Source organism: Poseidonocella pacifica, assembly GCF_900111875.1.
GTDB lineage: Bacteria > Pseudomonadota > Alphaproteobacteria > Rhodobacterales > Rhodobacteraceae > Poseidonocella > Poseidonocella pacifica.
In genome coordinates this window covers 436,419-451,527 of the sequence record NZ_FOJU01000002.1, presented here as the reverse complement: position 1 = coordinate 451,527, position 15,109 = coordinate 436,419, and the positions used below count along the sequence as shown (strand labels likewise).

The 15,109-nt window shown below is 61.6% G+C and carries 11 protein-coding genes; 10 read left to right on the top strand and 1 reads right to left on the bottom strand.

The genetic code is table 11. The features are described 5' to 3' along the window. Positions 1–150: 150 nt before the first annotated feature. The 10 genes from dusB to BM234_RS07265 all read left to right on the top strand — a co-directional run bounded on the left by dusB (position 151) and on the right by BM234_RS07265 (position 12,601). The gene (gene dusB, locus BM234_RS07310) at positions 151–1,134 is read left to right on the top strand and encodes a tRNA dihydrouridine synthase DusB (RefSeq protein WP_092062509.1); all 984 of its coding nucleotides are present in this window, start codon (positions 151–153) and stop codon (positions 1,132–1,134) included. Further along, a complete protein-coding gene (locus BM234_RS07305; RefSeq protein WP_092062506.1) occupies positions 1,131–2,195 on the top strand; it encodes a two-component system sensor histidine kinase NtrB in 1,065 nt (354 codons plus the stop codon). Before dusB ends, BM234_RS07305 begins: the two co-directional genes overlap by 4 nt. Positions 2,196–2,198: 3 nt before the next feature. Beyond that, positions 2,199–3,566 (top strand): response regulator, encoded by a 1,368-nt coding sequence (locus BM234_RS07300; RefSeq protein WP_092062503.1) that lies wholly within the window; start codon positions 2,199–2,201, stop codon positions 3,564–3,566. A 123-nt stretch (positions 3,567–3,689) separates the two neighbouring features. Beyond that, on the top strand, positions 3,690–5,942 hold the full coding sequence (locus BM234_RS07295; RefSeq protein WP_245752555.1) for a sensor histidine kinase NtrY-like: 2,253 nt from the start codon (positions 3,690–3,692) through the stop codon (positions 5,940–5,942). Beyond that, a complete protein-coding gene (gene ntrX, locus BM234_RS07290; RefSeq protein WP_092062500.1) occupies positions 5,939–7,357 on the top strand; it encodes a nitrogen assimilation response regulator NtrX in 1,419 nt (472 codons plus the stop codon). Before BM234_RS07295 ends, ntrX begins: the two co-directional genes overlap by 4 nt. A 70-nt stretch (positions 7,358–7,427) precedes the next feature. Beyond that, a complete protein-coding gene (gene trkA, locus BM234_RS07285) occupies positions 7,428–8,804 on the top strand; it encodes a Trk system potassium transporter TrkA (protein ID WP_092062497.1) in 1,377 nt (458 codons plus the stop codon). Positions 8,805–8,808: 4 nt separating this feature from the next. Further along, positions 8,809–10,329 (top strand): TrkH family potassium uptake protein, encoded by a 1,521-nt coding sequence (locus BM234_RS07280; RefSeq protein ID WP_092062494.1) that lies wholly within the window; start codon positions 8,809–8,811, stop codon positions 10,327–10,329. Positions 10,330–10,455: 126 nt separating this feature from the next. Further along, a complete protein-coding gene (gene hfq, locus BM234_RS07275; RefSeq protein ID WP_092062491.1) occupies positions 10,456–10,695 on the top strand; it encodes an RNA chaperone Hfq in 240 nt (79 codons plus the stop codon). Next, positions 10,692–11,972: a GTPase HflX gene (gene hflX, locus BM234_RS07270; RefSeq protein ID WP_092062488.1), complete on the top strand. Its 1,281-nt coding sequence runs from the start codon at positions 10,692–10,694 to the stop codon at positions 11,970–11,972. Before hfq ends, hflX begins: the two co-directional genes overlap by 4 nt. Before the next feature lie 98 nt (positions 11,973–12,070). Next, a complete protein-coding gene (locus BM234_RS07265) occupies positions 12,071–12,601 on the top strand; it encodes a hypothetical protein (RefSeq protein WP_139226777.1) in 531 nt (176 codons plus the stop codon). Between the two features lie 9 nt (positions 12,602–12,610). Here BM234_RS07265 and BM234_RS07260 read toward each other — a convergent pair whose 3' ends face one another. Further along, positions 12,611–15,076 (bottom strand): penicillin acylase family protein, encoded by a 2,466-nt coding sequence (locus BM234_RS07260; RefSeq protein WP_092062482.1) that lies wholly within the window; start codon positions 15,074–15,076, stop codon positions 12,611–12,613. Positions 15,077–15,109 lie beyond the last annotated feature (33 nt).

The window sequence follows — 15,109 nt, the reverse complement described above, 5'->3', positions numbered from 1 at the left end:
TAGGTCGCAGTTCAGGAATGCACAACGTATTGGCCAGCGGCGCACAAAAATTGGGCGGTCGCGTCAGAATTGGCCGCAGATGGTCGCTGAAACGTTGCGCCCGAGGGTGGGGGGTTATACCCCGAGCCTATCTGCACAAGGAATAATCACTTGGCCATTGCAGTGGCAAACGAAACGCTGACTCCCCCGGTATTCCTTGCTCCGCTCGCCGGAATCACGGATTTGCCGTTCCGCAATCTGGTGCGCCGCTTCGGCGCAGGACTGGTCGTGAGCGAGATGGTCGCAAGTCAGGAAATGGTACAGGCCAAGCCGGGCGTTCGTGAGCGCGCGGAACTGGGTGTCGAGGTCGAAGGAACATCGGTGCAGATCGCGGGCCGCGAAGCCCATTGGATGGCTGAGGCCGCCCGCGTGATTGCGGGCCGTGGCGCCAAGATCATCGATATAAACATGGGATGCCCCGCCAAGAAGGTCACCAACGGCTATTCGGGAAGCGCGCTGCTTCGTGATCTGGACCACGCGCTGACGCTTATCGAGGCAGTGGTGGAAGCGGTGGATATCCCGGTGACGCTCAAAACCCGTCTCGGCTGGGACGACGATCTTTTGAATGCGCCCGAACTGGCGCGCCGCGCCGAAGGTGCCGGTATCCGTATGATTACCATTCACGGGCGGACTCGCTGTCAATTTTACAAGGGGCGGGCGGACTGGGCCGCGATCCGGGCAGTAAAGGACGCGATCACGATCCCCGTCATCGCAAACGGTGACATCATCGATGCGCAATCGGCGGAGACTGCTCTGCGCCTCTCGGGAGGTGACGGGGTGATGATCGGGCGGGGCGCGCAGGGGCGGCCGTGGATCCTCGCCGAGGTTGCCCACGCGCTCTATGGGACGAAGGCACCGCAGAAACCCGTGGGCGCCGAGTTCGCCCAGATGGCGCGGTCACACTACGAAGAAATGCTGAGCTTCTACGGCGCGGAGTTGGGTCTTCGTGTCGCTCGGAAACATCTGGGGTGGTATATGGATGAAGCTGGAACGCCAAAGGGCCTGCGGCGCGCGATCCTGACGGAGCGCGACCCTGCCAAGGTTTTGGGCCAACTGGATGCGGCGCTCGCCGGTGAATGGGAGCCGGCCGCATGAACTGGACCCAACTCTGGAGCTCGCTACCAGTCCCCTGTCTCATGGTCGATGAGCAGGACCTGATCCGCGAAAGCAATCCGGCGGCCGAGGGGTTCCTCAATCTGTCCGAACGCGCCCTGAAGGGGGCACCGCTTTGGGACAAGATCGCAATCGACTCTCCTTTGGAGGCGGCCTTTGATCGCGCACGGGCCAACAGTTCGACCCTATATGTCAACGACGTAGACGTGGGCAGCGGGGAGCGTGCGCCGATCCAGTGCAACCTTCAGATCGCTCCGCTGCAGGATCAGCCGGGACATATGCTCTTTCTGATCCACCCCCGTGAATTCGCCGGGCGGATATCGCACTCCAATTCGGTGAAGTCTGCGGCGAAATCCGCAATCGGTATGGCCGAAATGCTGGCCCATGAGATCAAGAATCCGCTGGCCGGGATCACCGGGGCCGCGCAATTGCTGTCGATGAACCTGTCGAACGAGGATCAGGAGCTTACGGATCTTATTGTCGCGGAGAGCCGCCGGATCGTGAGCCTGCTGGAACAGGTGGAGCAGTTCGGCAACCTTCGTCCCCCATCGCTTGCGCCGGTGAACCTGCACGATGTGCTCGACCGGGCGCGGCGTTCGGCAATGGTGGGTTTTGGCGCGCACATGACCTTCGTGGAGGATTATGACCCCTCCCTCCCGGAGGCTTGGGGCGACTCGGATCAGCTTTTGCAGGTGGTGCTCAACCTTCTCAAGAACGCCAGCGAGGCCGCGAATAAATCCGGTGGTACCATTCGGCTTCGGACTTTCTATCAATACTCGTTGCGGTTGCGCCGCAGGGACGGCACCGGAAACCCCCTTCCGCTGCAACTTGAGATCATCGACGACGGGCCGGGTCTTCCGCAGGACATCGCGGGCGATATCTTCGATCCGTTCGTTTCGGGGCGTGAAAATGGCACGGGCCTTGGGCTCGCGCTCGTTAGCAAGATTATGGCCGACCACGATGGCTGGGTCGGTGTGGACTCTGTGCCCGGCAAGACGGTCTTTCGGCTGTCCTTGCCAACGGTGCCCAAGGAAAAGGAATAGGATATGGACGGCACGGTATTGGTCGCCGACGACGACCGCACGATCCGCACAGTGCTCACGCAAGCGCTGACCCGGGCAGGCTGCAAGGTACATGCGACCTCTTCGCTCACCACGCTGATGCGTTGGGTCGGAGAGGGGAAAGGCGATGTGGTGATTTCGGACGTCATGATGCCGGACGGCAACGGGCTGGAAATGTTGCCCAAGATCAGCCAGGAGCGACCGGAACTGCCCGTGATCGTCATCTCGGCCCAGAACACAATCATGACGGCGATTCAGGCGGCGGAGGCGGAGGCGTACGACTATCTGCCAAAACCGTTCGACCTGCCCGATCTGATGAAACGGACCGCCAAGGCGCTGGAGACCCGTCGCAGGATTCCGCGCCGCGATCAGGTGGAGGACGATTCCAGCCCCGATGAATTGCCGCTTGTTGGGCGCACTCCGGCCATGCAGGCACTTTATCGTCTCGTCGCGCGGGTCATGAACACCGATCTGCCGGTGCTCATCTCGGGTGAAAGCGGAACGGGCAAGAGCCTCATCGCGCGGGCAATCCACGATTTCTCCGACAGGCGGACCCAACCCTTCGTCACCGTTACTGCCGGGGATTTGCAGACGTTGGAAGGCCCCGCGCAGGTCCTCGCCCGTGTCAAAGGCGGCTCACTTCTGTTTGACGAGGTGGGGGATCTCGATAGCGAGAGCCAGATTCGCATCGTCCGTATGCTCGACAGCCTCGGAGAGAATGCCCCGCGCGTCATGGCGACCTCGCTGACCGATCTCAATGACAAGCTCGAGGACGGACGTTTCCGGCAGGACCTCTACTTCCGGCTGTCCGGGGTGACGGTCTCGGTGCCTTCGCTGCGTGAACGGGTGGACGACATCCCGCTCCTAGCTGAATTTTTCCTGAGCCGGTCGGAACGGGACGGCGCCTCCACGCGCCTGCTCTCTGAGGACGCGGACAAACTCATGCGTGCCTATAGCTGGCCCGGCAACGTCCGCCAGCTCGAGAACGCCGTGAAGCGTCTCGTCGCGACCTCCCGCGAGGAAACGATCAGCCGGGCCGAAGTCGAAACCGTGCTTGGCAATCAACCTGCGATGGAGCCCCTGATCGGGAGCGCCGACAACCAGAAGCTTTCCGTTTCGGTTGCTCAGCATCTCAAGCGCTACTTTGACCTGCATGGCGGCGTGCTTCCGCCCGCTGGTCTCTACAATCGCATTCTGCGGGAAATCGAACTTCCGCTGATCGAGATATCGCTGGATGCCACCGGCGGTAATCAGGCGCGCTGCGCGGAACTGCTTGGGATCAACCGCAACACCCTGCGCAAGAAGATCACGGAGCTTGATATACAGGTCACCCGGCGGCGAAAGCTGACCTAGCGGAAGGATGATGTATTCGCGCAACAGTAATAGTGGCGCAAGAGCATCTTATAAGGTATAGCCACAACATGTGGCGTGAATACGCCACTGGCAGACCTTATCAAGAGGCACGCGAACGTGACACTGGCGACACGACGCGCACGCTCCCGCTGGACGTGGGACCGAGTTCTTCGCATCCGGCGTCTCCGGACGGCGGTGACGGTTGGGCTGGTTCTTCTTGGCCCGGCGCTTGTCATTGCGACCTTTTTGGTGCTGGGTCCGATGGATCTGGGGCATGCGTCCCGCGGCCTGCGGGTCGTTCTGCTGGCGGACATGGTCTATGTGATCGTGGTTGCCGCGCTGGTGGCGCAACGTGTGGTCCGGATGATTGCTGCCCGGCGTGATCGCGCCTCCGGCTCTCATCTGCACCTTCGCCTTATGCGGGTGTTTGCCCTTCTCGCCCTTCTACCAACAGTGACGGTGGCGATTTTCGCGACAGTGACGGTGAATTTTGGGTTGGAAGGGTGGTTCTCTGATCGTGTGCGACAAGTGGTCGGCGCATCGCTCGCCGCCGCTCAGGCCTATGAAGAGGAGCAGCGCGAGGATCTTTCGGAAGACTCGCTTGCGCTTGCGAGATTCATCGATGCCATGCGGCGAAACACCTACTTCATGTCTGACGGAACGATCAGACAGGTCCTCGGGCAGGGTCAAAGCCAGGTGCAGCGCGGCCTCCGTGAGGCCTTCGTCATTGACGGCACCGGCGAAATCCGCGCGCGCGGAGAACGCTCTTATCTTTTCGATTACGAAGAACCCGCAGCAGAGGTGTTCACCGCCGCGTCCGAAAACGGCGTGGCGGTAATCGAGGACTGGGACAATAACGAATTCCGCGCCCTTGTGCCGCTGGAAGCTTTTGTCGACAGATATCTCTATGTGAGCCGAACGGTCGATGGGGAGTTGCTCAGCCTGCTGGACGACACGCAGGAAACGGTGTCGCTGTATCAGCAACTCGAAAGCGATCGCGGTCGGCTGCTGTTCGAGTTTGGCGTGCTGTATCTCGGGTTCTCGCTGATCCTTGTTCTCGCGGCGATCTGGGTCGGGCTCTGGTTCGCCGAACGTCTTGCGCGCCCCGTGGGGCGTCTTGCGGGCGCGGCGCAGGAGGTGGGCGCGGGCAATCTCGACGTGCGGGTCCCCGAAGATCAGGGAGAGGACGAGATTGCCCTTCTGGGCCGCTATTTCAACCGCATGACAGAGCAGTTGAAGGGCCAGCGTCAAACCCTATTGGACAACACCCGCCAGATTGAGCGCCGCCGCCGTCTGTTCGACAGCGTTCTGTCTTCAGTGACCTCCGGGGTCGTGGGCGTCGATGCGAGTGGCAAGATTACCTTCGTAAACCGATCTGCCGAACGGCTGCTCCAACTCGAAGACGGGCCGCGCGAAGCTCCGCTGCAAGTGGCCGTGCCGGAGTTCGACGATCTCTTCGAGGAACTGCGCCGTACCAAGCAGGAGGGGATCCAGCGGGAGATCAAGGTGACACGGGCTGGCCAGCTTGAGCATCTTCTGGTGCGCATGTCGACGCGGCGTGCGGAGGATGGAGGGCTCGAAGGATACGTGGTGGCCTTCGACGATGTGACCGATCTCGTGAGTGCGCAGAGGATGGCCGCATGGGGTGATGTTGCGCGGCGGATTGCGCATGAGATCAAGAACCCGCTCACCCCGATTCAGCTCTCGGCGGAGCGCATCCGGCGCAAGTTTGTCTCGAGATTGGGGGAAGACGGCGAAAGCCTTGAGGCGATGACCGAAGTGATCATACGCCAGACGGGCGATCTGCGCCGTATCGTGGACGAGTTTTCGGAATTTGCCCGTATGCCCGAGCCGGATCGGCGGCGCGTCGATCTGGGCGATCTCGTGCGCGAGGCGGTACTGCTGCAACAGGCGGGCCAGCCGGGGGTTAGAATATCAGCGGAACTGCCGGAAATGGGCATGACGGCGTCTCTGGATGAGACGATGATGCGTCAGGCAATGACGAACCTGATCAAGAATGGCGGTGAGGCCATCGAAAGTCTGCGTATGGCCGGTGCGCCCGAGGGGCATAAGCCGGAAATACGGGTGGCTCTCTTGCGCAGGCCGGATGCGGTCGTGATCACGGTATCGGACAACGGGATCGGACTCCCCGAGGACAGGGCGCGGCTGTTCGAGCCCTACGTGACAACGCGGGAGAAGGGGACCGGGCTTGGCCTGCCCATCGTCCGCAAGATCATCGAAGAGCATGGCGGGACCCTCCTTCTGGAGGATGCAGAGCCATTTGACGAGAGTGCAAAACCTGGAGCGCGCGCAGTGATCACGCTGCCGCTGAATAGCCTGGACCTAAAAGAATACGAGCGCAGAGAGGCATCATGAGTGACATTCTGATCGTGGACGACGAGCGCGACATTCGCGCATTGATCGGGGATATCCTGAAAGACGAAGGCTATGCCGTCCGTCTTGCGGGAAATTCGGACGAGTGCATGAACGCGATAAATGCGGAGCAACCCTCGTTGATCGTGTTGGACATCTGGCTGAAAGACAGCCGGATGGACGGGATCGACATTCTCAAGACCGTGAAGCGCGACAACCCGGATATTCCGGTCGTGATCATCTCGGGGCACGGCAATATCGAGATCGCCGTGGCGGCAATCAAGCAAGGGGCCTATGACTTCATCGAGAAGCCCTTCAACATCGAACAACTTCTTGTCGTCATTCGCCGCGCCATGGAAACCTCCAGCTTGCGGCGCGAAAACCTTGCGCTGCGCCGCCGTGAGGTGATCAGCGCGGAAATGATCGGTCGAAGCGCGCCGTTCAAAACGCTCAAGAGCCAACTCGACAAGGTAACGCGGTCCAACGGGCGGGTGATGCTGCGCGGCGCGTCGGGGAGCGGCAAGGAAATCGCCGCGCGGTATATCCATACCAATTCGGCGCGCGCCAATGCCCCCTTCGTGACCCTCAACTGCGCGGCGATAGAGCCGGAGCGTATGGAAGAAGTGCTTTTCGGGCGCGAAAGCTCTGGCCGTGGGGTTGAGCCGGGCCTGCTCGAAGAAGCGCATGGTGGCGTGATCTTCTTTGATGAGGTGGCCGACATGCCCCCCGGCACCCAATCCAAGATTTTGCGGGTGCTCGTCGACCAAACCTTTCAACGTGTTGGCGGTGGCGACAAGGTTCGGGTCGATGTGCGCGTGCTAAGCGCCACGAGCCGCGATCTCGTTGCGGAAATCGACCAAGGGCATTTCAGGCAGGAACTCTATCACCGGCTTAACGTGGTGCCCATTGAGGTGCCTTCTCTGGAAGAGCGACGGGAGGACATTCCCGTTCTGGCCGAACACTTCATCGTGGACTTTCACAAGACCCAAGGATTGCCCCTGCGCGAGCTTGGCGAAGAGGCCAGCGCCATGCTCCAGACGATGGTCTGGCCGGGCAACGTGCGCCAACTCCGCAACATGATCGAGCGGGCCCTGATCCTTGGCGATGGCGTCGGGCCGATCGAGCCGCGGGAGTTTTCCGGCGCGCCCGACACCGAGGACGGTGACGAGCGCGTGGTGCTTTCCGGGTCCCTCGCGACGTTGCCATTGCGCGAAGCGCGCGAGGCGTTTGAGCGGGAGTACCTTCTGACCCAAATCAATCGCTTCGGCGGGAATATCTCTCGGACGGCACAGTTCGTCGGGATGGAACGCAGCGCCTTGCACCGCAAGCTCAAATCCCTCGGAGTGGTCACCGCAGCAAAGGGCGGGGGCCGAATTGCCCGCCTTGAGGCAGAACCCGAAGAGGCGTTCGGCAGCTAGGGACAATTGATTTGACCGCCCCGGACCCTTCTGCCATCCATCAGGTTCGCAACGACCGGGAAAAGCAGACATGAAGGTCATCATTTGCGGGGCGGGTCAGGTTGGATGGCAAATCGCGCGCCATCTGGCAGGTGAGCGTAACGACGTCACCGTGGTGGACAACAACCCCGATCTCGTGCGCCGTGCCACGGATACCCTTGATGTGCAGGCGATCACCGGCTTTGCCAGCTATCCCGACGTTTTGGACCGTGCGGGTGCGCGCGATGCCGACATGGTCATTGCCGCCACCTATTCCGATGAGGTCAACATGGTGACCTGTCAGGTCGCCCATTCGGTCTTTTCGGTGCCACGCAAGATCGCACGGCTTCGCAGCCAGTCCTACCTTGATGCGATCTACTCCGATCTTTACCGCCGCGACCACATGCCCATTGACGTGGTCATCAGCCCGGAACGCGAGGTTGCGGAGGCCGCGTTGCAGCGTCTCTCAGCGCCGGCCGCCTTCGATATCGAACAGTTCCTCGACAACAAGGCGCAACTCATCGGCATCACGATCGAAGAGAACTGTCCGGTCATCAACACGCCGCTCCGGCAACTCACGGATCTCTTCTCCACGCTGCGCGCCATCGTCGTCGGAGTGCGCCGGAAGGGCACTCTTTTCGTTCCCGAACCCGGCGACCAACTCTTTCCCGGCGATGCGGCTTATGTCTTTGTCCATAACGATGACGTTCCCCGCACGATGGAAATTTTCGGAAAAACGCAGCGCAAGCAGGAGCGTGTCGTGGTCATCGGCGGCGGCAACGTCGGCCTTGCCGTTGCGAAATCTCTGGAGGAGCGGGTCAACCGCATTCGCGCCAAGGTGATCGAGAAGAGCCGCAAGATCGCCGAACGTGCCGCGGATGCGTTGGAACGCACGATCGTTCTGCACGGAGACGGGCTGGACTCTCAGTTGCTGAGCGAGGCGGGTATCGAGCGGGCCGATGCGGTGCTGGCCGTGACGGATGACGACAAAACCAACCTTCTGGCCTCGGTTCGCGCGAAGTCGGCGGGTTGTCCGATGGCCATTGCCCTCGTCAATGATCCGACCTTGATCCCGCTGATGGAGCCGCTTGGCATCGACGCTTATATCAACCCGCGTGCCACAACGGTTTCGTCGATCCTTCGGCATATCCGGCATGGTCGGGTGCGGGGCGTCTATTCCATCGGTGATGCCGAGGCGGAGGTCATCGAAGCGCAGGTGCTGTCGACCTCGCCCCTTTCCGGCCAGCGTATTCAGGAAGTCGATTTTCCCGAAGGCGTGCTCATCGGGGGTATTCTGAAGGGCGACAAGGTCGTGCGGCCCCACGGGGATACGCGGATCGAAGAGGGCGATGTGGTCGCGATCTTTGCCCTGTCGGCGGATGTACCTGAGGTCGAACGGCTGCTTCAGGTCTCGATCGACTTCTTCTGACCGGATGTGGACCCGGATCGCAGCGCTGCCGCTTTTCCTCCTGCTCGTCGGGGGCAGTGCGCTTGCGATGCTGGTGCCCGCCGCGATCGCGCTGGTTCAGGAAGAGCATCATATTTCGCGCAGTTTCTTCTACGCGGCTATCTTGACGCTCATCCTCACCACCTTCATCGCCGTGGCTCTCGGGCCTCGCGCTTCGGTTTTTCGGCCGCGTGATCAGTTGCTGACGCTCCTTGGCACTTATGTCTTGCTCCCCGGACTGCTCGCGGTGCCATTCCATGAGGCCGTAGGATCAACCACCTTTCTCAACGCCTATTTTGAAATGGTTTCCTCCCTCACGACAACCGGGGCGACCCTTTTTGAAGGCGCGGAACGGCTTCCTCCCGTCCTGCATCTTTGGCGGGCTATGGTTGCGTGGCTGGGCGGGTTCTTCATCTGGGTGGTTGCAGTGGCCCTGCTGGCCCCGATGAACCTTGGCGGTTTCGAAATCACCTCCGCGGCCGAGCCCGGCGAGACGCTTACCAGCCTCGCGCGGGAAAGTGGGTCACGCGACGCGATGGGCCGCATGGGGCGCGCCATCCGCAGCTTTACACCGATCTATCTCGCCATCACCTTGGCGCTGTGGGTGCTGCTGCTGATCGCAGGCGACGGTCCCCTCGTTTCGCTCTGCCATGCGATGAGTACTGTGTCGACCTCCGGCATCTCCCCGCAGGGCGGGCTGAGCTTTGGGGCATCGGGCCTTGTGGGAGAGGCGTTTATGTTCGTCTTCCTTTTCTTTGGCGTCACACGCTTGGTCGCGGGGCGCGAAACAGGGCATACCTTGCCGAGGCAACTTTATGCCGACCCGGAATTTCGCTTCGCAATCGGGTTGCTGCTGCTGGTTCCCGGAGCCCTTTTCCTGCGCCATTGGTTCGGCGCGATCGAAGTCAACGAGGGTGCCGATGCCGTGAGCGGCCTGCGTGCTCTTTGGGGGAGCCTCTTTACCGCGCTCTCCTTTCTGACGACAACCGGGTTCGTGTCGACCGAGTGGGAGACCGCCTCGGGGTGGTCCGGTCTTCCCACGCCGGGTCTTATTCTCGTGGGGCTTGCGCTCATCGGCGGCGGGGTCGCCACCACTGCGGGCGGTGTGAAACTGCTGCGGGTCTTTGCGCTCTATCTGCATGGATTGCGGGAAATCGACCGGCTGGTGCATCCGTCCTCTGTGGCCGCCGGGGGGCGATTGGGTCGGAGAATCCGGCGGCAGGGCGCCTTTATCGCGTGGATCTTCTTCATGCTCTTCGCGCTATCCATCACGGCGGTGGTGCTTGCTCTGGCCACCACGGGGGTGCGGCTTGACGACGCGATGATCCTCGCCGTCGCAACCCTGTCAACGACGGGGCCGCTGCTTGAGGTCGCGTCCGAGACAGGGCTCTCTTACCGGGCTCTGACCGACCCTGCAAAGCTGCTTCTTGGTGCGGCGATGGTGCTGGGCCGGCTGGAGACGTTGGCCATCATTGCGCTCTTCAATCCCAACTTCTGGCGACGCTAGGTGAGGCGCCCACGCCCGATTCGGAAAAGACCTTGTTTTTTAGGGTGGAATCTCCCGCATCCGCACTCCATAATTTCGTGAATCAGGGACGGGTCCGCGACAGGCAAGAAAAAAGGGCAAACTTTTATGGCTTCCGACAAGCAAAACCTGCAGGACGCATTTCTCAACCACGTCCGCAAAACCAAGATCCCCGTGACGATCTTTCTGATCAACGGGGTAAAGCTACAGGGCGTGATCACTTGGTTCGACAACTTCTGTGTGCTATTGCGTCGCGACGGCCAGTCGCAACTCGTGTATAAGCACGCGATTTCGACCATCATGCCGTCCCAACCCATCAACCTCTACGATTCAGAAGAGGGCAATTGAGCCTCACAGACACCGGAACGCCCGACACCCGCGCGTTCGTCCTTCACCCGGACATCAAGTCCGACACGCAGCGCCGCGATGCCGCGCCTGCGCTCGAGGAAGCTGTCGCGCTTGCCGCCGCGCTTCCCGGGCTGGAAATCGTGGCCGCGGATATCATTCGCCTCCAGAAACCTCATCCCGGCATGTTGTTCGGCTCCGGCAAGATTGAGGAGCTGAAAACACGCATTGAGGCCGAGGAGGTCGATCTTGTACTGGTTGACGGGCCAGTCAGCCCCGTACAGCAGCGCAACCTGGAGAAGGCTTGGGGGGTCAAACTCCTCGACCGGACGGGACTCATCCTCGAAATCTTCTCCGACCGCGCCGCCACCCGCGAGGGTGTGCTTCAGGTCGAGATGGCCGCGCTTTCCTACCAGCGTACCCGCCTCGTACGGGCTTGGACCCACCTTGAACGTCAGCGCGGCGGGCTCGGTTTTGTCGGCGGCCCCGGCGAAACCCAGATCGAGGCGGACAGGCGCGCGATTGACGAGCAACTCGTTCGCTTGCGCCGCCAACTCGACAAGGTGGTCAGGACCCGCAAGCTGCATCGCGATGCCCGGGCTAAAGTGCCCTATCCGATCGTCGCGCTGGTGGGCTATACCAACGCGGGCAAATCGACCCTGTTCAATCGTCTGACCGGGGCGGAGGTCTTGGCCAAGGACATGCTCTTTGCCACGCTGGACCCGACCATGCGCGGCGTGAAGCTGCCCGATGGGCCGGAAGTCATCCTATCCGATACGGTGGGGTTCATCTCCGACCTGCCGACGGAGCTGGTCGCGTCCTTCCGCGCCACACTCGAAGAAGTCCTTTCTGCGGACCTGATCCTGCATGTCCGCGATATCTCGCACGACGAGGCGGAGGAGCAGGCCGAGGATGTGAATGAAATCCTTCGTGGTCTGGGAATCGCTGAAGAGACACCGATCTTCGAGGTCTGGAACAAGATGGACCGGCTCGACGAGGATCAGATCGCGACGTTGCGCACCGCCGCCGCGCGTCAGGATGACGTTGTAGCCATCTCCGCTTGGACCGGCGAAGGGATGGAGGCTCTGCTGGAACGGGTCACCGTCGCACTTGAGGGGGCCAAGACCTCGCAGACCCTCGTCCTTCCGCATTCGGATGGTCGCCGACGCGCTTGGCTCTTTGAGCAGGGCGTGGTGGATGCCGAGCGGCGGGGTGAGGACAGCGTGGAAATCGACGTGACATGGACCGCATTGCAAGAGCGCCGTTATCGCGATCTCTGAACGTCTTCGCATATCGGCTGTGAACCGGATATTCACGATCAGATCCTAGCCCTAACCCCCTGAAGCGTAAGCGATTGGGGATGACGATGCGGATTTTGATGACAATTGTTCTGGGCGTCTTGCCCGGGTTACTGCAGGCGCAGGGCAGCTATTGGTCCTATGGCGACTGGCAGGTCATGGTCGAGGCGGTTGATACCGGCGAGGATTATCGCGTCACATGTCAGGCGTGGACCGGTGGCGACGGCATGCCGGTTGTGAAACTCCAAGTCTCCAACGGCGATGCGCTGCCGCCTTATTATTATCCCGCTCCGATGATGGAAGAGTATGCCCCACGCGGTCATGCGACGGTGATGCAGAACGGCCAGCGGGTGCTGTTCCAGTTCGATACGAATTGGTACACCGAAGGCTACGCGAGCGGCGGATACAACTACGAGGGGTTGGCTTGGGCGACGGTGCAGCCGCATCATGGTGATGCCCGCGCGATGCTCTCTACCATGCGCGACGCATCGACGCTCTGGATCACCGCGGACGGGGTGGTACTTTATCAAGCGTCTCTCGCAGGGTTCACTGCGGCCTACGGCAAGATCGCCGAGCAATGTGGCTTCTCCACGGTCGGTGTTATCGACTGACCGCGTGGCCTATCGCGGGGTCAGCCGGGTGATGCCGGTGGCGCCCGCGCGGGCAAGGTCGGGATCAAGCGACATGGGCACATATTCCCCCCGACGCCAGAGTTCCCCCAGATCGTCATAGTGCCGCGACAAAAGGTGCCCCGATTGGCCCGTCGCTATGACAAAGACGGAACTGTCGGGATCGGCGAAATCATAAACGCCCCGGTACCCTGCGCCGTGTACGTTGGTGAAGGGGTCCGGTCCCGTTCCGCGCGTGCGACCGCGCAGCAAGGTGTTGTCGCCGCCACTTGTCGATTGGCGGATGTTCACGAAATGACGCAGGATCGGGACGCCCCCAAGCACCTGATGGTCGTGCGTCGCCTCGTGCGCATCCCCCCAGCGAAGTGATTCCAGCGCAGTGCCGTATCGCTCTGCGATCCAGACCAGCGCGTCATCAAGCGCTGCACGGGCGATTTCCGTGCAGCTTTCCTTCTCCGCACTCTGGAGGACATCGCACCAGATCCCCGCGCCGTCGACATTGCGATAGACCCGCTCGATAAACAGAGGCTCGACATGGGTGAATTCATGCGCGAGTGGCCCAAGCTCATCGCGGATCAACCGATCCTGTAGCGCGCGAATCCACGCGGCATAGATCAGAGGCTCGGGCAGGTGCTCGTTCATCTCCCCATTCCACTCGGCAAGCAGCGAGAGAGCGCGCTGTCGTTGCCTCTGTGGTGTGCCTTCCGGTGCGGCCTCACCCGTGAACCACAGATCCGCGCCGATGAGGGGAAGCAAGGTACGTGCGGTGATGCTCACGGTATCTTGTTGCGCTTCGATGAAGCTTTCGCGGGTGTGAACTTCGCGCGATTGCATCAGCCGTTCCCAGCGTTGGACCCTCTGGCTGTCGCCCCAATCGAATGTGACATGCTCCGGGAATGGCCGATCCAGCAGCTTGTTGTTGGTGTTCCCGAGGATTCCGCCCGGGGGCGCTATGAACTCCGGGTTGTCGGCGTATTCCAGAAACCCATCCCAACGGTTTTCCTCACGCCAGCCGGGTGAGGGGAGCCGGCCCTTGCTCTGATGTTCCGCACGCCGACGCGGCATGGCACCGATGGCCTTCAGGGCGATGTCGCGGGTATCGGCAAGTGCGAGGTTCTGCGCCGGTGCGATGAACCCTTCGCCTGCATCAATCGCGTCTTGGACGGATTTGGCCCGCATGATGGCGACGGCAGACATGAAGGAGGTGTCTCGGTTGGAAAGCGCCGTCCACGCAAGGCTGGTCACGTGGCCTTTCGGGGTGATCTTGCCCAGATCAAAGGCATCTGGCGGCAGGACGGGGCCATTTTCGGTCCACCGCAAGGTCAGTGTCACGGGCTCGGCGTCTTTGACTTGCACGATCGAGGCCCGTGTCCGGAAGGGACGGTAGCCTTTGGGGGTAAGGTATTCGTCGGGATTGTCCGGGTTCAATTTCTCGATGAAGATATCCTGATCGTCCAGATAGGTGGTGGTCAGGCCCCAGCCGAGGTCGGCGCTGCGCCCCGTCAGGATCACAGGCAGCCCCGGGATCGTACCGCCGATCACCCCTCCTGTCGCAAGCTCCAGCCGTGCAAGATACCAGGTGGAGGGCGCAGTGAAGCCGAGGTGAGGGTCGTTGGCGAGCAAAGTTCCGCCCGCTGCGGAGCGGGAGGGGGAGGCGGCCCAGACATTCGACGCGCCGCCCAGCCCGCGAGGAGCGAGCGGCATGAGCGGATGGCGCGCCTCGTTGGTATGCTGCGCGAAGCGGGGCAGGTCTTCTCCCGGGAAAAGTGCCGCATATTCAGGCAACTCGGTCAGCCCGGTCCCCGGCGCATCCGGCAGTACATCGCGTACCCGTTCCTCGGGCAGTACTAGGGAGATCCGGGCGCGGATCACCTCCTGATGCATCTGGCCCGAAAGCTGTAATGCCATGAGTTTGAGCACCGCGAGGGAGTCCGCCGGGGTCCAGGGTGCGATTTCGGTGGAAAAGAGAAAGAACTCCGGCGCGCCGCGTCCGAGCGCTTCCTCATTGATTTGCGCAAGACGCGCGTTGACCCCATCGGAATAGGATTTGAGCAGGTTGAGCGTTTTCTCGTCCTGAACCGCGACCGATTGCACCGCGAGACCGTAGAGATCCAGCCGTCGCAGAAAGGTGTCGATCTCCAGCGTTTCCGGCCCGAACAACTCCGAAAGTCGACCCTGCGCCGTGCGCCGCATCGTCATCATCTGCCAGAGGCGATCCTGTGCATGGGCATAGCCAAGCCCGAAGAAGACGTCCCGATCGTTCTCCCCGAAGATATGGGGAACGTTTGCCGTGTCTCGAACGATTTCCAGCGGCGCCGCCAATCCCGAAACTTCGGCATCCCGGTCATAGTCCGGCAAGGAGCGCGAGGCGAAGTACACGGCCCCCACGACGGCCAGCGCGACGAGGAAGACAAGACCTGTCGCAATGCGAAATAACCAACGAAACAGAATGGGCATGCGCGGCCTTTCGGTTGGCGGCGGAGGGGTAGC

What these genes read in the sequence shown, in the direction of transcription:
- BM234_RS07305 (WP_092062506.1), top strand. Translation starts at nt 1,131, where the DNA reads ATGAACTGGACCCAACTCTGGAGCTCGCTACCAGTCCCCTGTCTCATG.
- BM234_RS07300 (WP_092062503.1), top strand. Translation starts at nt 2,199, where the DNA reads ATGGACGGCACGGTATTGGTCGCCGACGACGACCGCACGATCCGCACA.
- ntrX (WP_092062500.1), top strand. Translation starts at nt 5,939, where the DNA reads ATGAGTGACATTCTGATCGTGGACGACGAGCGCGACATTCGCGCATTG.
- trkA (WP_092062497.1), top strand. Translation starts at nt 7,428, where the DNA reads ATGAAGGTCATCATTTGCGGGGCGGGTCAGGTTGGATGGCAAATCGCG.
- BM234_RS07280 (WP_092062494.1), top strand. Translation starts at nt 8,809, where the DNA reads ATGTGGACCCGGATCGCAGCGCTGCCGCTTTTCCTCCTGCTCGTCGGG.
- hfq (WP_092062491.1), top strand. Translation starts at nt 10,456, where the DNA reads ATGGCTTCCGACAAGCAAAACCTGCAGGACGCATTTCTCAACCACGTC.
- BM234_RS07265 (WP_139226777.1), top strand. Translation starts at nt 12,071, where the DNA reads ATGACAATTGTTCTGGGCGTCTTGCCCGGGTTACTGCAGGCGCAGGGC.
- BM234_RS07260 (WP_092062482.1), bottom strand. Translation starts at nt 15,076, where the DNA reads ATGCCCATTCTGTTTCGTTGGTTATTTCGCATTGCGACAGGTCTTGTC.